The organism is Trueperella pyogenes, assembly GCF_001070855.1.
GTDB lineage: Bacteria > Actinomycetota > Actinomycetes > Actinomycetales > Actinomycetaceae > Pauljensenia > Pauljensenia pyogenes_A.
On sequence record NZ_JVLH01000009.1, the window covers coordinates 80027 to 98729 of the forward strand.

Here is an 18703-nt window from a genome sequence, read left to right on the forward strand (position 1 = left end):
ATCCCCCATTGAGAATTCACTGAAAGACACACGCTCAATGCGTGTGGGGTGGAAGTCGAGAGACTTCCACCCCACAGCCATTCCGCTCAAGTATTTAGCGGGGAAGAACTATTTTCAGTTCTTGGTAATCGCGAAGTACTGCACGTTCGAGTTCCAGGTGAACTGAACGTTGCTCACCTTGGTGGACCATGCACCGTTGGTGTTGGCGTACCAGGTCGGGATGACCGGCATGTCCTCGAAGAGCAGCTCTTCGGCCTTGTACTGAAGGTCAAGTGCCTCGGTAGGCGAAGCGGACAGCGAGTCGCTCAGGTACTTGTCAAACTGACTGCTCTTCCAACCGGAGTAGTTGGAGGAAGCGCTCGACGAGTAGGTCGGGAAGAGGAAGTTGTAGAGCGAGGGGTAGTCACCCTGCCAGCCCTGACGGAAAGCACCCTTGGTGGTGCCGGCCTTCATATCGCCAAGCAGCGACTTGAAGTCTGCGTAGGCATCGCCTTCAGCCTCGATACCCAAGGTGTTCTTGATGGAGTTGCAGGTTGCGTCAACCCACTGCTGGTGGCCACCATCAGAGTTGTAGGAGAGGAGGAACTTGCCGCTCCACGGAGAGATCGCGTTGGCCTGCGCCCACAGTTCCTTAGCCTTCTCGGGGTTGTAGTTCAGAACCTCAGAGCCCTTCAGGCCTTCCTTGTAACCGTCAATTGCGGGGGAAGTGAAGTCCTTGGCGGGGGTACGGGTGCCAGAGAAGACCGTCTTGACAATCGAGTCACGATCGATAGACATTGAGATGGCCTTGCGACGCAGCTTGCCTTCTTCACCGGAGAAGTGCTCCAAGCGCTCAGGAATAGTGATGTACTGGATGACGGCTGCGGGCTGGTTAGCAGTACGCCCGGACAGTTCCTGCTGGTAGCTGGAGAAGACCGAGGAGGGCACGCCATCGAGGACATCGAGGTTATCGGAGCTCAGGTCAGCGTAAGCAGCATCGAGGGACTGGTAGAAGACAATCCTCAGACCCTTGTTCTTAGCCTCACGGGGACCCTTGTAGTTGGGGTTCACGGCCAGATCGATCTGCTTGGAGTGCTGCCAAGCGTTCTCATCCTTGGGCATGTACGGGCCGTTACCCACGGGGTGCTCGCCACCCTTCTTGGGGTCTGCCAGAGTCGAGTCGGGAAGCGGAGAGTAGGCGGTGTAGCCCAGGCGCTTGATGAAGTCCGACTCAGGGCCCTTCAGCTTGACGACGAAGGTGTAGTCGTCAATGATCTCCAGGCCACCTTCCATGTCGCCAGCGCCGTCATCGTCGGTACCGATAACGCTAGCGAAGAAGCTTGCGGAGCCCAGGTTTTCCTTCGTGGCCATCTTCCATGCCTCAACGAAGTTCTTTGCCAGGACGGGAGTGCCGTCGGAGAACTTGCCATCGTGACGCAGCTTGATGGTCCACTCAGTGTTGTCAGCATTGGGGGTGATGGACTCCGCAGCGTCCAGCTGAGTTGAACCGTCGGCCGCGTAGTAAGCGGGGGACGAGAAGATGCTGGAGACAATGCGGCCGCCACCGGTCTCATTGGTGTTAGCCGGGATCAGCGGGTTCTGCGGCTCAGAACCGTTAACGGTAACAAAGTTGTCCGAAGAACCAGTGCTGCCAGAAGAGCAAGCGGTCAGTGCCAAACCAAGGACGGCGGGCACTGCCAGCCACGACCTCTTAAGATTCATGAGATTCCTCCTGTAGGAATTCTGTTCAGTCATATGTGCTGATGTCTCGGAAGCATAGCCCACTTTTTTCCCGAAACCTTCACATGTCCATGATGTAAACATTACATTTCGGTTACGATTACAAAGATTTGGTAAAGAGATATCTGTGACAAGCTCTCAAATTTGTCAACCTATGCCACAAATCACATCGTGGCAGATTTTGCTTCCTCGTCAACCATTCATACCCGGTCCGATCAGGCTTATTGCCTTGTCAACAGCCCCATAAAAGGCGCGAAATTTAAGCTAAAGGTACGAACTAAGCACTGCCGATATGAAGCGAAACAGACTAATCTAAACAATGCAGGACTCGCCGCCTCGAGGACTGAAGCCGGATATTTGGCTAGCTTCAGCGATCCAAATATCCGGTTAGACGTTGCGGGTCGGGCGGTTGTGGCACCAGAGCCGCAACCGCTCGACCTAGCCTAAATCCATCCTCACCGTACAAACGAGGTATTTGGTCGGGGATTTTTTCCAGTTCTCCCAAGGAAATTGGATCAAGAGTGCCGTGTGCCATCAGCTGTTCGAGCTGTGACAGAGAGCGAATTGCAATCAGCGCGACATTCTTCGGGAACTCGCGTGCGAACTCCGCATAGATTTCCGGATCATGCTGACCATCATCACCGACCAAAATCCACTGAATATTTGGGAAGGTACGCACAAGGCGTCGCAATTCGCGCTTCTTATGTTCAACACCCGAGCGGAACCACCCTGTATTCGACGGCCCGAAATCCGTCATCAAAAAGGCACCCATAGGAAAGTCTGTTCGGCGCAAGAATTCGCGCAAGCCGGGTACCAGGTTCCACGGGCCAGTCGACAGATACATCACCGGCAAGGCATTCGCCTGCCTTCTGTGCGCGGCCGAAGAAGACTTCTTGCGTTCAGTGTGCTTCTCCTGAAGCAAAGGATAGAGGTTGAAACGTGCCACTCGACGCAAGAATCCTGCCATCCCTGGCACGGCCTCGCGATCGGAAACTCTCTCCATCAGCGCATGCTTTGCCGCGGTCAACAAACGCGGAATCATCGAGACAATGATCGTGTCATCAATATCTGAAACAACACCGTAGCGTTCATCATCACCGATCACTCGTAGCGGGATATCAACAGATTTTGCCGCACGGATACGGCCAAGAACGCGGCCTTCTTCTGCCCTACCCACCCGTAAAAGAGACTCTCCCGCAGCGCTAGCCCCTTCAACATCAGAAGAGGGATACAGGCGATCTCCTTCGCGAACACCCATTCGCTGAACATCCACGGCGTTCAGAGGCTGAATCGAGGCGACCTGCCAACCCGGCTGCAAACCGTGCCCAACAAGTTCAATATCGACGTATCCACCACCATCGGTGAATACGACCTTCTGGGCTTGACCACAGGTCACCAGAACTGGTTGAAAAGGAACCTGAGCATCAAAAAACTGACGCCATCCTCGCCGCTGGGTCAACCACGAGCGCTCCCCCACTCGATCTTCCATGACGACGCGAGCCAGAACGCGCGCACGAGTTTGCGAGGCATAGCCTCCGAAGCCGACAACACCCGGGTAGAAGCCCGCCCATCCCAGCACTCGGGCAAGCCCCGTCGACGTGGCCTCGTCAAGGCGAGAGGCAACGGAAAGCGCAAGGGAGGGAAGGTTCTTTCGGGCGAACACCAATTTCAGCCCTCATTCAGAAGATCGCGCTGATGCTGCGCTTCTTCCACAGCAGACTTCTCCAAAGAACGCTTCAGGGGAGGAAGCCCAACGAGCATGATCAGAACCATGACCCACGCAAAGATTGCAATCATCACGTAGGCACCGCCCGAACCATAACGGTCAGCAGCGGGACCCGAGGCAGAAGATCCCAGCGAAACACCCAGATTAATGGCGGTACTCAACCATGCCAGGCCTTCAGTCTGACGATGCCTGGGAACAGATTTGGTGACCATCATGTTGACGTTCGTCATGGTGGGGGCACAGGCAATACCGCTGATCAACATGATGACAGCCAGGGCGATGATCGTATGCGCCAGCAGGTAGGCGGTCATACCAATTGCCAAGGCGACAACACCGATTGCAAAGAGCTGCCACAGGGGACGTCGCCAGCTCCGAGCACCGTAGATCAGGGCGGAGATAAACGAACCCACCGAGAACATTGCAAGGAGAACACCCGAAAGAGCGGGAACCCCAAGTTCCTTGGTGAAAGCAACAACAGCAATGTCATTCGCACCGAATTGTGCGCCCATTCCCATGTAAGTCAGCATGAGGACGATCATCGCGGGAAGAAGAAGCAGGGATCGCTCACGCGGTGATGCCGAGGCCGCCGCGCCCTTAGCATCCGCGGCTGCGTCCTTCGAACCCTCAGTTTCGTCACTAGCTGCCCTCGCGCCGCGACCAGCCTTCCCCAATGGAATGGGTTCCGAAGAACGCTGGGACAAGAAGAGCGCGGCGCCGACAGACAGGAAAATAATAGAGACCGCGACGCCGGTCGTCGGATGCAGAACCGTTCCCAAAACCGTTGCAACGACAGGCCCAACGATGTAGACGAATTCGTCGACAGCGGCCTCGAGAGCAAATGCACTATTGAGCTGTGACACCGTGTCGGTGCTGCGGATCCACCGAGCTCGGACCAATGCACCGGGAGACCCCCAGGTTGCACCAGCAATTCCGGCTGAGATGAACAGGATCGACGGCGAGGCCATCTGAAGAGTCGCCACGAACAACACGATGGTTGCAACTGCCGACACCGCAAAAACCGGCCCCATGACTTTGAGCTGTCCGTAGCGGTCAACAAAGCGTGCCCACATCGGCGCAGTTACTGCCAAAGCGATGATATTAATTGCCGACACCGCACCCGCAAGGGTGTAGTTTCCATAAGCCGCCTGAATCGACAAGATGATCGAGATCGGCATGATGGACATGGGTAGGCGCAAAATGAAGCCGGCGGCTGAAAAACGCCATGCCCGGTTCAGACGAAGAATTTCCCCATAGGTCGACAGCACTGTGCCAGTTTATGCGTTCTTAGGCGCCTTTGGCACTCCCCACGCTTATGGTGCCGCGCACCAAGCAAAAGTGGGTTAGTTCGTCACTTCAATCTTTCCGTGAGCCCCGGCCTCGGCAAGGCTCATGATGTGGTTAACGAAGGTGTAGGTACCCGGTTCCTTAAAGGAAAGCTCCACGAAACCACCCTGCGCGGGAAGCATAGGGAAGGTCTGAGATCCCCCTCCCCCGCGACTGATAGCGTTGCCTCCGTCGATGAGCGTGTAGCCACCCTCATCCCAGACGGTATCGAATTGCCCACCGACGATATGGAAGGACATGGCGGTATTTGGCCCCGAATCCATCAGCCAGAAACGCACGCGCTCGCCGACCTTCACTTTGAGGGGGTGCGCATCGTACTGGAAGGGGCGCCCGTTGAATGCCTGCAGGTCAGGCATCATCGAGGCGATCTTCGTTGCGTTTGCAGTACCGCCGTTATCCCCCAGGTACAGCTCGGTCGCAACCATCGCATACTCGTGATCCACTGGGCGCAGATCACTGGGGTCAATAATCACCGCGCCGGTCATACCGTTGGCAATGTGCATGGACATGGGGTGCGTCGAGCAGTGGTACATCCAGATACCGGCTGCCTTCGCTGTGAAGGTATATTCCAGCGTCTGACCGGGATCGATGGTCTTCATGGCCTCATCTGGCGCGATATCGCCCGCATGGAAGTCCAGAGAATGCCCCATGGTTCCTTCGTTTTTGAGGGTGATGTGGAAGGTATCGCCGATCTTTCCACGAAGGGTCGGAGCAGGAGTGTTCCCGTTGAAAGTCCAGACCGTCCGACTGACATCGTCGCTCAGGTTCTGCACGATATCGTCGCGGGCAACCAGGGTGTAGTAGTGGTCTTTTTCTTCCGAGGCCGGTGCAACTTCAGCGGGATAGGGATCGACTTTCGCCGCGTAGGCTCGTAGTTGGTCTGCAGTTGGGATTCCCGTCCCCGTTGCGACCTCGTGGTTGTGGGAGCCGCTGCCAGAGTGCGAGCCTGCTGAGCTGCCGCTGCTTGAGGCACCATCAGCGACAATGCTGAGCGTCATTCCCATCTCACGGTGTCCCGGCAGCGAGCACCAGCCTTCAGTGTTGGCAGTGATCACTCCGGCGTCCAGTTCCGCGCTTGCACCAGGGGCCAGAGAACCTGTTGTTTGCCCATTGGCCAGGACCAAATCGTGGCGTTGTTCAGCCGTATTCGTAAAAGTAATGTGCAGTCGGTTTCCCGCAGGAACATGGATGACAGAGGGAGTAAAGGACATCCCTTGGACACCGATTTCCACGTGGGTAGTTTCACCGGTTTCTTTCACCTGAGTCGACGAGGCCACGCTTGAGGTGTTCCCCACCGCTGAGTTTTGCGTTGCGCTACTTCCGCCAGCTAGGACACTGGCAAGAACAAGGGCGACAACAGCGCCAAGGCCAGTGAAGACCATTGCTGCCCGCGAGGGACCAGTGGTTTCTTCGCTCATTGAACCTGCCTACTTTCACTCATCTCTTTGATGCGTTCTCGACGCGCTCGTGCTTGATTTTTTCCCGCGCGCGCAAACATCACGATGTCAATTGCGAAGGTCATGATCACGACCAGCCAAAGCGCGTATCGAAGAGTAGTAACCGCTGTGCTTGCGGCAGCACAGAAAAGGACAACTTGAAGGAACAGGGCTCCGTTTCTCAGCGCCACACGCAGCGCGAACTGCCAGTCAAGAATTGCGATACCAATTCTGACAACCGAAGGACCGCCTCCAATGACAACTGGCATCAGATAGCTCAGTGCTCCCACAAAGAGCTGGGCGAAGCCGCCCGCGCCAATAATCGGAAGCCACATCATGGTCAGTGCTCGAATTTCGCTCGGAGTACTGACAAAAAGCGCCGTAATCCCCAAGAAAAGAATGCCTAGAGCAATCCATCCCAATCCGATCAGGAATGACCATGCAGAATACTCTTGAGGTTTCTTTGCTGCTAAAACACGCGCATAAGGGATAAGAATCCCCATAATCCCACAGGCGGCCGCACCTAAAATTCCGGCACCGACCAGGGGCATAACTCCTAAGAGAGCTCCGCATACCGCAATCAGCAAACTGACGCACCAAGGCGGAAGAACTTTAATCCCCCAGGAAACCGCATCGGGAGACATCCGTGTACGCAAGATTGTCGGCCCCAAGGTAATTGCGGTGCCACCGATGCTCAGGCCCAGCCATCCGCCAACACCGCTGAGAGCGTGTGCAAAGGTCAGGCGATCACGCATCGCAAGCAATGCCTCGGGAATGGAAGAAGAAAACATTGTGGTGGTGACAAAACCAGCAAGAAGCGCGGTGAGTACAAAGAAAGCTGCCGCGCACACGTAGTAGCGCACAACAACGACAAAGCGCGAGGCCAAACGCTCGCGAAGAACCGACAGCATCGCGGCTCCATGCCAGGCGGCAATTACCGCAATGCCCGTTGCCGCGAGGATAGTTCCGATGAACCAGCCAAGCCACATCGAAACTAAGAGCAATGCAAAACACGCATTGAAGCTCAGCATCCGACGCAGGTTATCCGAGTGGGCTCTACGGTCATCGGCTGCCAAGCGCGCAAGGGAACGGGCAAAGAACCATGACCATTGGAAAATTCCGTTGCTTAAGACGCCTAATGTCACCAGGTGGATCATGGTCCACAGGGGCTGCGGCATGCGGCGGTGAAGGAAAAGGGTCACTACCGCCATCAGAACCGCGATGATCATCCACGTGGTTCCCAAGCGATCGATACGCATTCGGGAGGGGCGTCCGCGCCCCGGGGCGCCGGTGGGAGCACCTGTCGGTCCCCCGCCGATACTCAGTCCCGCCCTGGGAGAAGAAATCTCAGGCATGAGCACTCCGCCCACGTCGCGTGTTCACAATTGTCACGCTCGCAGTCGTAACGACGAAGAGAAGGAACGCACACACTCCCAGCGCTCCGCCAAAACGCCAGGGAAGTGCGGCCTCGCGCGCGCCAGAAAGGAAACGAATCAGCAAGCTCAGGTGGAAAAGAACCAGAGGGACCCACATCGAGAAGTGGTAGGGAACCTCGCGACGAATGACCGAGGGGATAATAACCGGTGCGTGCGCAATGACCATGGAGACTGCGAAGCCAACCGTTAGGGCATGAACAATCGCATCGTAGCCATAGCCGGAAAAGGTCGGGGGCGCGGTAATCCACAGAGCGGCAGGGAGCATCGCCCACCCGTATCCAGCGAGCATAGCGACCGCGGAAAGACGCGGAATTCCAGGGATATTGATGGTTTTACGAGCGACGTCGTGATACCCCATATCGATTGCAAGTGCCGCGAGAGAAATTCCTAAAAGAGGGTAGGCCACAAGGGGCACAATCAGCGTCAGCGCCAAGGAAATGAGCAGAGCTCCGACCCAGACCAAAATTCGCTTCTCGGTTACCTCATTGAAGGCAAGCCGCGCCAATTCCAAGCGCTCGCCAACGATTGTGAGAAGCAAGAAGAAGAGCCACCACGGCATGATGAGGGCTACTTCCAAGCCTCGCATCCACAAGAGAATCCCGCACAGGCCTACACATGCACCGATCAATTGGATGAGGACTGCGTACGAGGCTTGACGCTTTTTCCACACATGCCGGTAGATCATGACCAGGGTGACCATGGAGATTGTCCACAGAACTGCCGGAAGCATTCGCTGGGATTGGTAACCGGGAAGAACCCTGCTTAGGAAGGCAGGAAGCGGCGCTGCAGCAAGAAAATTGGTGACCGCGCGACTTTGAGAGATGACGATCGCCGCAATTCCCGCGAGCGCCGAAGCAGCCGGGGAAAGGTATGCCCAGCGGGAATTAATTGCTACCGCGCGTTCTAAACAGATCGCTGTTCCCAAGAAGCCATAGACCATGAGGATTCCATGAATCGTCCCCAAGTCCGTGGAGTTTACGGGAGCAAGAGCTCCCAAGCGAACAAGAGCCGCATCGAGCCCCGCAAGAAGTGCAATAGCCGCACCCATGAGGAGGATCATCCGAGGCCACGGAAAAGGAGGACGCGCAGGACTTGAGCTATCTGCGCGGTCGTGTGCCTTCTCCGCCATTTTTACCGGGCCTCTCCTGCTTTAATGAAGTCTCTTCAAAGGTACCGGTCAGAAGGATCTTTTTCCACCAAAGCAGCAGACCCGAAGGTGAATAGCAGTGGGGTGCGGCGCCGCAACGCGACCCCACACCCCACAATGCTTTCTCTGAGAAACTCAGCCTTTCAAGGCCTCGCTCACCAATTGCTTCGCCGCTTCCTGAACCTGAGCAAGGTGCTCGGCTCCACGGAAGGACTCGGCATAGATCTTGTAGACGTCCTCGGTGCCCGAGGGACGAGCCGCGAACCATGCGACATCGGTCGTGACCTTCAGGCCGCCGATCGCAGCGTCATTACCCGGAGCGCGAACGAGCTTTGCGGTGATGGGATCACCGGCCAGTTCGGTTGCGGAGACATCCTCGGGAGACAAAGCAGCGAGCTTCGCCTTTTCCTCACGGTTCGCGGGCGCATCGATACGCGCATAAGCCGAGGCGCCGAAACGTTCGACCTGTTCTTCGTGCAGCTGCGAGGGGGTCTTGCCGGTGACGGCCAGAATCTCAGAGGCCAGAAGGGCCAGGATGATTCCATCCTTATCGGTGGACCACACGGTGCCATCCTTGCGAAGGAAGGATGCTCCTGCACTTTCCTCACCACCGAAACCAAGCTCAGCGCTGACCAAACCTGGAACGAAGTACTTGAAGCCCACGGGGACCTCAACCAGTTTGCGGCCAATCGAATCAGCAACGCGATCGATGAGTGCCGAAGACACCAGGGTCTTACCGACCGCCGCATCTGCGGGCCAGTTCGGGCGGTGCGTGAAGAGGTACTCGATCGCAACAGCCAGGTAGTGGTTCGGGTTCATCAAACCGTCGGGGGTTACGATTCCGTGACGGTCCGAGTCGGCATCGTTACCGGTCGCAATGTCGTAGGGAGTATTCCCGTTCTCATCCGGAGTCATCGCATCGCGAAGAGAAGCCATTGCATAGGGAGAGGAGCAATCCATACGGATCTTTCCATCCCAGTCCAGGGTCATGAAGGACCATGCGGGGTCAACCTTGGGGTTCACAACGGTCAATTCCAAGCCGTAGCGCTCGGCAATCGCGCCCCAGTAGTCCACCGATGCTCCACCCAGCGGATCGGCGCCGATGCGCACGCCGGCCTCGCGAATCGCATCAATATCGATGACCTGGTCAAGCTGATCAACGTAGTAGGCCAGGTAGTCGAAGCGATGGATGCTGGGGTGATCCAGCAGGTCCGAACCCAGCACGCGATCAACGCTGCGCCAACCCTTTTCGAGGATTTCGTTGGCGCGCTTAGCGATCCACGAGGTCGCATCGGAGTCCGCGGGGCCGCCGTGAGGGGGGTTGTACTTGAATCCACCGTCACGAGGCGGGTTGTGGCTGGGGGTCACGACGATACCGTCGGCCAGCCCATCCCCCGTCGTGCGCAGGTGCTTGGGTGCACCGTTTGCACCGAGAATCGCCACAGAAACCGCAGGGGTCGGAGTGTAGGAACCGCGTGCGTCGATGCGAACATCAACGTTATTCGCGGCCAAGACTTCCAGAGCGGTGCGCCATGCGGGTTCGCTGAGCGCGTGAGTGTCGCGGCCAATGAAGAGCGGGCCGTTGAAACCCTGCTCGGCTCGGTAGTCAACAATCGCCTGGGTAATCGCAACGATGTGTGCTTCATTGAACTTGCCATCGAATGCGCTACCGCGGTGACCGGAGGTACCAAAAGACACCCGTTGATCGGGGTTTGAGGGGTCCGGCTCAATGTCGTAATACGCAGAAATCAGCGCATCAATATCAGTAAGGTCTTCGGGAAGGGCAACAGTGCCAGCTCTTTCATGCATGCTTTCAGTCTGCAATGTTTCCCTAAACCGTGCAAGGCATTTCACGATAAGGGACAGATTCACTCCGCAAGCAGATTGGCCTACTCACACGCTTTACTCCCTTGCGTTAAACTCAATGTGAATGTCGCCCCGGCAACGACGCAGCGCGACATGCATGGAAGACAAAGGAGAACCCCATGGGCTGGTTGGATTCGATCGAGCACAATCGCTGGCTGTCAGCACAACTTCAAGCACTGATTGCAGAAGCAAAAGTTAGTACGACACCTTCGGGGTTTAGCGAAGGCCCAGACGGTGAGGAACCCAGCGAACGCGATCAATTCACCCTCAGCGCTCGAATGCTCGACGCTTTTTCCTTGGGAACACTTCTTGGTCTTCCCGGTTCACGACGCTATGCCGACCACGCGACTAAAACTCTTCGCCGCGTCATCCATGATCATCTTCAAAAGCTTCCCGAAGCGACTGCCACCGACGATCCGGAAACCATTAATTCCGATGAATACAAGGCTGAGGTGCGCAGCGGGGAGATCGACTACCAGCTTGATAACGCGCTGCTCATTAGCGCGAGCGCGGCCGCAGCGGTTGCCAATCGCCCCAGTGCCCACGAGCTCCTCCTCGATGCCCTCCACGAGCAAGAGCGCCGCTGGCTTGCCCCCAACGGACTGGTCTACGGAGCCATCGCTTCGGGAAGCACGCAGCACAAAGCACCAATTATCTCTCTTGGAACCCTGGCCTCGACGACCGAAGCGTACCTAGCTGCCGCCGAGGCGACCGCCGACCCCGTATGGATCGACCGGGCCGAATCCATCACCCGCGCGGTCGTGCAGATGGGAAGCGAGGCCTCGTGGAGGGTAGGCGAATACATCGATATCGAGGAGCTCTCCCCCGTTGTCCAAACCGAAGCCGACTGGTCGAAGAAATGGGAACATTGGTCTGCAACTCCGGTGCTTGAAGGCGTGCAAATCGGCAGCTTGCTGCGCTGGTCGCGCCTGTGTATTCAAGTTCGCGCAGCCTTAAGGTCCCTGGGACGTAAGAGCGATGACACGCTTCTCGAGGCCGGTCAAGATTTCTTCGAACGAGCACGCGTTGATGGATGGCGTAAGAAGGGCTACGCGGGATTCGTGACCTCGGTGGGCTTCGAGCACCACGAGGCCGAAATTCTGGACGACCGCCACTTCATGTGGGTCGCCTGCGAAGGCGTCTGTGCGGCGGTATCACTGGCGCGAGCACTGCGCGATGACGGTGCCAGCGAAGGTGAAGTCGAGCACTACGAACACTGCTATCGCTCGTGGTTAGACTTCATTAACGATGAGCTTATTGTCCAGCCTGGACAATGGTTGCATGCCTTGTCCTTTGACAATGAGCGGATTGAAGATTCGAGGCCTCGCAGCGGGGATATTGCCTGGGCAATTCAGTGCGTTTTGGTTGGCCGAGTGCCGATGTGGCCTCCGTTTGCTTCCGCGATTTCCCGAGGCCTGTTGGACCATCCGGAAGAGGCTCCAGCCGACCATCGTTCGTGGGTTCCTTTCCGTCGCCACCGCTGAGAAATAAAGGGATCGATGGCATATTTGGGAAGACGAATGTGCGAATAGACCAAGATCCGCTATGATTGGCGGGTCTGGAGGGCTGACCGAGTGGCCGAAGGTGACGGTCTTGAAAACCGTTGTGTCAGCAATGGCACCAGGGGTTCGAATCCCTTGCCCTCCGCTGTACCGGCAATGCTGAGCGTCCCAGCGTGCGCATTTCGCGCGCGAAGGGAAAATGTCTTAGAGTAGTCGGCACTGGAGACGTCGCATAGTCCGGTCGAGTGCGCCTCCCTGCTAAGGAGGTAGGGGTTCACGCCCCTCGCGGGTTCAAATCCCGCCGTCTCCGCAAACAGCCCCGCGGTTCCCTTGGAATCGTGGGGCTTCCTTTTACCCAGAGCACGCAGCATACAAATGGCTATTAGTCAACCACTTTTTTGAAAGAAATAGCTTGAAATGACTAATTCCACAAGCAATTGCCCGGCGATTCTTCGAACTGTAGATTAGACACTGAATCCCTGTAAATTGTGCGATTGAGAGAGATTTTCGATGTCACATCCCAAACTCTTAAAAACGCGCGCGCGAGCGGCGGGTGTTGCAACTCTTGCAGCAGCCTCGCTTCTGTTGACTTCCTTCACTCCGTTTAACGGTAGTGTCGCGGCAGACAACAACAGCGCAAGCGAAACCACCCAGGCCGCCTCGGCCTCGGGAACGGAGAACACTAGCGACGCTAGCGCCTCCGCATCCGAGCAGACGGCAGCCTCCAACTCTGAGACTCCTGTAGCAGGCGGAACTGAGGCAAACGCCTCGGACACCTCCGCTCAGGACGCAGGCACTTCTGCAGAGGCCAACCAGCCTCGTTCACGTCGCGCGCGTGCGACCAGCTCGAAGCCGGCAACCCTGGCAATGACTGTCACGAACGACAGTCCTACCCTTGCAATTCGCGACAAGCAGATCACGACGATCAACTACGCATGTTCGTCGGTGACCACTCCCTGTGAAGGCGCTGCCATTGAGGTACTGCTTCCTGCACCCGTTACCCCTGCGGGTACGGCGCTGACAGACAAGCTCTACACTGCAGTCGCAGTCACCGGTTCGACGGTTCTTCGCACCGAGCAGACCATTGTCGCAGGCAACCCAAGGATGAAGCGACTTCTCTTCCCTCTACAGAAGTCGATCCCCGCGGGTACCTCGGACCGTATCCAGATCACCTGGAACTACGACGGTAACGATGCGCCGAACAACTCAACGACCACCCAACAGGTGAACTTCACGGCTCTCAACGCTGACTCTATCGATGACTCAAAGACCACCAAGTGGACCGCGGACACCGATATCGCCATCGAGAAGAGCGGTGCGACAAACCCGAATGGCTACCCTGCTGTCGGCGGGGAAACGACCTATAAACTGCGTTATGGCTACCAGCAGATCGACCAAACCAACCCCAATAAGGTTGGTGCCCGTTGGATTGGTTCCGCACTGAAGAATGGCGTCCTCGGCACCAACTTCGTGCAGGTCCAGGACATTAAGGTCGTCGATCCGCTTCCTGCAAAGGCAGTATTCGTCTCCGCTACCAACGGCGGCGTTTACGATGCAGCAACCCACACTGTTACTTGGTCCTATGACAAGTGGGCTTGGCAAAACCCCATCGAGTCCCTCGTTACCGTGAAATACCCCGAAGGTTCGGTAACGACGGCCGACACGGTCACAAATAAGGCCACCATCACGGCTGCGGTTCAGAATGACCCCACAACCGTCATGACGAAGAGCTCTGAAATCACCCATGGTTTCGCCATTCGTAAGCCTGGTGGTCGCGTGAGTAAGACCGGCAACGACTGGCAGTACCAGGTTCGCAAGGGCCTCACTCCATGGCGCCTCGGTGCTGCCAACACCGGCAATACGACGACACACGTTCACTTCGATGACACCCTGCCGTGCACATGGTCCACTCAGGACGCAAAGGCTGCAGGTGGCAACTGTGACCAACCGACCATGGTGAGCCCGTACCGCTTCACCATCTTCGGCAAGTCTGGCTATGAAGATAAGGGCGGCTGGACTTTCGAATATTGGACCAATAAGGGTAATCACGTTGTCGCCAACTACACCGAGACGGCGAACATCACCCTTCCCGATGGCGAGTGGATCACCCGTTTCACCATCGATAGCGATATTGCTCCTCAGACCAGCGCATCTATTTGGTTCCAAGGCACGATTCCCGATTCCCTCCCCAAGACGGAACCCTCGGATTTCGCCAGCCACTACAACCCGGTCGCTCCGCCTGAGAAGTACTTCAACTATGTGGCTTCTCCGGACTACGTCCGCTTCCAGAACTGTGCAACCGGCACTCTGACGGATAAGGACACCGGCGCTGTCCTTGCTTCCAGTGATGACCTGTGCTCCTGGATGCGCGTGCGTGACGACTTCCCCAGCGTGGGAGTAGCTAAGGTCGTCAGGACGAATCCCGTAGTCGTCGGGAAGAAAGCATCTTTCGGTGTCAACGGCACTGCTCGCACTGCTGCTCAAGGCGGCAAACCCACACCGTTTACCATTGCAGATCTTCTTCCTGAAGGCTTTGACATCGACGATGCATCTCAGGTCAGCATCTTTCCTGGTTCACCTCTGACCAACCCTGATGGAAGCAAGTACGACCTCAGCAAGGTCCAGATCGAGATCACGAAGAACTACAACGGTACCGGACGCACCCTGCTCCGCATGATCGTCCCCGACCCGGTTGAGGGATCGCTTTACACAAGTTTCGACACGACTGTGAAGAGCACCGCACCTGCTGGACAAACCGTGAACCAGGCAATGACGTACATGCCCGGTGACGGCGCCAAGGACGTTGCTGTAGACAAGAGTCTGCGCAACACGAACTACTGCTCCAGCGGTCGAGACAAAGACACCTTCGACGTCAATGGCAATGGTTCAACTGAGGATTACCTCTGTTCCGCCAATGCCAACTTCAACGTTGCGACCACCCCCGCAATGAACATCACGAAGGAAGTCAAGGGCAATAAGGACGCCGATTTCGTTCCTGCCGGTGAGGTCGCAAAGATCGATCCGGGTTCGGATGGCGCATACCGTTTCACCATTTCAAACGCTGGTAACACTCCCCTGACGAAGGTTGTCGCCTATGACCTCCTCCCCCACCAGGGTGACGTGGGCGTTGGCCCTGCCTCTTCTCAGGCACGCGGCTCCTCTTGGCAGCCCTACCTGAACTCGACCAACTGGACCTTCCAGTCGATCAAGGAGAAGTCAGGTCAGGACCCTGAGACCAGCGAAATCCCCGCCTCCGATATCACGATCCAGTACACGACGGTTGAGAATCCCTGCCGTGGTGAGGTGATGAGCGTCGGTGGCGCAATGAACGATGGCCCTGCGGGATGTACACCCAACGCTTGGGGAGCAGCACCTGCAGACCTGAAGACCGTTAAGGGCTTCCGCCTGGTCATGAACCGCGATATTGAGGTCGGCGAAAAGATCCAGTTCGTTGCTACGATGACCTCTCCGGTCAACGCGAACCTGATTGCTTGGAACTCCGTTGCAATGGCTGGCGGCGTTACCGAAAACGGTAAGGTCTCCTACCTGCAGCCGAACGAAGCACCCAAGGTCGGCATCAACGTCTCCACTGACGTTGAGGTCAACAAGTCGGTTTCCCGCGTCAAGATGAACGGCACCGAAGTTGCCCGCGATGCCAACGGTATCCCGGAGACCATCGAGTCGACGGATCCCGTCATGCCTGGCGACTACATGCTCTACAAGGTCAGCTTGAAGAACAACGGTCCGGCTGTTGCCTCGGGTATGAACGTCGCAGACGTGCTTCCCTCCGGCGTGGAATTCATCTCCTCAGAAACGCGTATCTGCCAGACCAGCGGAGATGTTCCCTGTGTCAATGGAACGGTTGCAGCCGACCCTGGCTACCATGTTCTTGACCCCGAGTGGATGGCTATGGAGTCGGGCAAGCTCGACGTCAACCTCCACGTTGGCGGAGTGGAAACCCTCTACGTGCTCGTGCAGGTCCAAGAGGGCACCGAAGGTAAGACTCTCACGAACACCGCAACCTTGGGCGATTATGACCAGGTTGATTCGAACAAGGACAACAACACCTCGAGTGCTTCCTTCACTGTGGGCGGCTCCATTTCGGGAACCATCTACAACGACAAGGATGCCTCGTGGACGAACGATACAGATACCGATAAACCTTTCGAGGGTGTGACGGTTCGTCTCCTCGACGCAGATGGAAACCCTGTGAAGGATTCCACCGGCGCAGAGATCACCACCAAGACCGATGCCAACGGTAACTACACCTTCAACCGCCTGCCCTTGGGTGACTACAAGGTTGAGGTTGTTCCTGACCAAGCAACTGTCGACGGAAAGAACGTAAAACTCTCCGACTACAAGCAGACCTACGGTTACGAGACCTCAACCAGCCGCACCGATGCCGGGAAGGGCAAGCTCACGACCCCGGCAATCTCGCTGACTGCCTCCAAGGCAAACGTCACGAAGGTTGATTTCGGCTTTGTGAAACCTGCTGCGGTTGGTAACTACGTATGGTTTGATGCCAACAAGAACGGCATCCAGGATGCTGATGAATATGGCGTTCCAGGCGCGCGTATTTCTCTAGTTGACGCCCTTGATAGGCCGGTTCTCGATGCGAACGGAAATCCCGTCAAGCCCGTCCTAAGTGATGAAAACGGCCTTTACAAGTTCGAGAACTTGCTTCCGAACACGGAGGGTGACAAGGGTAGCAAGAGCTACACCGTGCGCCTCTGGCCTCCCGATTCATACGGGGTAACTGTGACGAACGCGGGTACTGACACGGATAAGGACTCCAACGGTCCTGTACCAAAGATCACTCTGACTGAGGGTCAGGAAGACATGAGCATCGATCTCGGTCTGGTCGCTAGCGGCTACATCGGTGACACCATCTTCTGGGATATAGACAACACTGGCGGTTTCAATCCCACGGAGCACGACAAGGAGCTGGCAGGTGTCATTGTCAAGCTGACTTTCAAGACCCCTGCAGGTGTTGAAAAGACGCTGACGACCACCACTGATGCAAATGGTAGGTACTCCTTCGAGGATCTGGCCCCCGGTGACTACACCGTCTCCGTGGATCGCGATTCGCTGATGGCAGCCTGCCCTGATTGCATTGCTCAGAGCTACGCGCCTTCCGGCAACATGAAGGCATCGGCGAACCAGACGCTCTCCTTGACCTCTAATGTCACACTTCGTCGCGGTTCGATGTCCAATGACTCGCAGGACTGGGCATTCACCGGTTTGGCTGACACCGCCATCAAGAAGGCGATCACCGATCCCGCTGAAGTCGACCAGGCAACCTTCGAGTTCGCTCCCGGTAAGGTCATCACCTACACCCTGACCGTCACCAACAACGGTCCGAGTGCAGCAACCGGTGTCAAGGCCGCCGATCAGCTCCCCGCGGGCGTTGAGTTCGTCAAGGCTGAAGGCGATGGCTCCTACGATTCGGCAACCGGCGAATGGGATCTGTCCGAAGAGACCATTGCCAAGGGCGACGTAAAGACCATGAAGATCACCGTGAAGATCACCGGTGAAGGTGCAGGCACGCTCATCACGAACGTTGCACGCATCACCCACCAGGATCAGGCCGGTGACGACCCGACGAACAACGAATCCTCGGCTTCCTTCAAGGGTGGCTTCAACATCGGTGGAACACTCTTCCGTGACTCCGATGCAAGCTACTCCAAGAGCGATACCGAAGACCGCTTCTCGGGCGTGGCCATCGCTCTGCTCGATGCTGACGGCAACCCCATCCTCGACAAGGATGGCAAGCCCGTCACCACCGTGACCGATGCCGACGGAAACTACCAGTTCACTGGTCTTCCCAAGGGCACCTACCGCGTGAGCATCGTCGACCCGAACGCGGGCGACCTGGCTGGCCTCACCAACACCCAGGCCTACAAGGGCCGCGGCGCAACCCTGGCAACGGTAACCATCTCCGATGCCTCGGTTCAGGGTGTGGACTTCGGCTTCGTGAAGCCGGCGACCATCGGTGACCGCGTGTGGAACGATCAGGACCACAACGGTGTTGACAACGGCGAACCCGGCGTCCCCGGTGTCACCGTGATCCTCAAGGATGCATCTGGCAACGAAGTTGCTCGCACGACGACCGACGCAAACGGTAACTACCGCTTCGAGGGACTCCTCCCCGGCACCTACAGTGTGTCGATTGAGGTTCCCGCCGGTTACGAGGCAGTGGCAACCTCCAAGGATGTCACCGTGGCAGAGGGCGAAGTCAACCTTGATATGGACTTCCCGCTCACCCAGATCCCGGCCGCCCCGTCACCTTCGAAGCCCGCGAAGTCGATTCTGGCGAAGACCGGTTCAGATGCGCAGTGGATCGCCATCCTCACCTCCATGCTGCTGGCAGCAGGTGTTGGGGCTGTCGGTGCCGCTCGCAAGCGCCGCGACTGATCGCATAACGCGAATGCGCTTCTAAGCGCAAAGCACAAGGCCGGGCCCCGATGAAAATCGGGGCCCGGCCCTTTTGTATGGCTTATCAGTTAACGCGGTGGTTTAGATCGTGG

General features: G+C 57.0%; 9 protein-coding genes and 2 tRNA genes. 4 read left to right on the forward strand and 7 right to left on the reverse strand.

Annotated elements, in window-relative coordinates:
* Window positions 1–114: 114 nt before the first annotated feature.
* The 7 genes from ADG72_RS03810 to pgm all read right to left on the reverse strand — a co-directional run bounded on the left by ADG72_RS03810 (window position 115) and on the right by pgm (window position 10617).
* Complete coding sequence (locus ADG72_RS03810) at window positions 115–1701, reverse strand: peptide ABC transporter substrate-binding protein (RefSeq protein WP_048712379.1); 1587 nt, start codon at window positions 1699–1701, stop codon at window positions 115–117.
* 385 nt (window positions 1702–2086) lie between these two features.
* Window positions 2087–3382 carry an App1 family protein gene (locus tag ADG72_RS03815; protein WP_048712380.1) on the reverse strand — a complete coding sequence of 432 codons (1296 nt, stop codon included), beginning with the start codon at window positions 3380–3382 and terminating at the stop codon, window positions 2087–2089.
* 5 nt (window positions 3383–3387) lie between these two features.
* Complete coding sequence (locus ADG72_RS03820; protein ID WP_048712381.1) at window positions 3388–4710, reverse strand: MFS transporter; 1323 nt, start codon at window positions 4708–4710, stop codon at window positions 3388–3390.
* Between the two features lie 75 nt (window positions 4711–4785).
* Window positions 4786–6207 carry a multicopper oxidase domain-containing protein gene (locus ADG72_RS03825; protein WP_048712382.1) on the reverse strand — a complete coding sequence of 474 codons (1422 nt, stop codon included), beginning with the start codon at window positions 6205–6207 and terminating at the stop codon, window positions 4786–4788.
* Window positions 6204–7580: a hypothetical protein gene (locus tag ADG72_RS03830; RefSeq protein WP_048712383.1), complete on the reverse strand. Its 1377-nt coding sequence runs from the start codon at window positions 7578–7580 to the stop codon at window positions 6204–6206. Before ADG72_RS03830 ends, ADG72_RS03825 begins: the two co-directional genes overlap by 4 nt.
* Complete coding sequence (locus ADG72_RS03835; RefSeq protein WP_048712385.1) at window positions 7573–8790, reverse strand: hypothetical protein; 1218 nt, start codon at window positions 8788–8790, stop codon at window positions 7573–7575. Before ADG72_RS03835 ends, ADG72_RS03830 begins: the two co-directional genes overlap by 8 nt.
* A 153-nt stretch (window positions 8791–8943) precedes the next feature.
* Window positions 8944–10617 (reverse strand): phosphoglucomutase (alpha-D-glucose-1,6-bisphosphate-dependent), encoded by a 1674-nt coding sequence (gene pgm / locus ADG72_RS03840; protein ID WP_048712386.1) that lies wholly within the window; start codon window positions 10615–10617, stop codon window positions 8944–8946.
* Between the two features lie 176 nt (window positions 10618–10793).
* Between pgm and ADG72_RS03845 the strand changes: the two genes are divergently transcribed.
* The 4 genes from ADG72_RS03845 to ADG72_RS03860 all read left to right on the forward strand — a co-directional run bounded on the left by ADG72_RS03845 (window position 10794) and on the right by ADG72_RS03860 (window position 18590).
* A complete protein-coding gene (locus ADG72_RS03845; protein WP_048712388.1) occupies window positions 10794–12158 on the forward strand; it encodes an AGE family epimerase/isomerase in 1365 nt (454 codons plus the stop codon).
* A 76-nt stretch (window positions 12159–12234) separates the two neighbouring features.
* Window positions 12235–12321: transfer RNA gene (locus tag ADG72_RS03850), tRNA-Ser, on the forward strand.
* A gap of 76 nt (window positions 12322–12397) precedes the next feature.
* Window positions 12398–12486, forward strand: a tRNA-Ser gene (locus ADG72_RS03855).
* A 200-nt stretch (window positions 12487–12686) separates the two neighbouring features.
* Complete coding sequence (locus ADG72_RS03860; protein ID WP_048712389.1) at window positions 12687–18590, forward strand: SdrD B-like domain-containing protein; 5904 nt, start codon at window positions 12687–12689, stop codon at window positions 18588–18590.
* Window positions 18591–18703 lie beyond the last annotated feature (113 nt).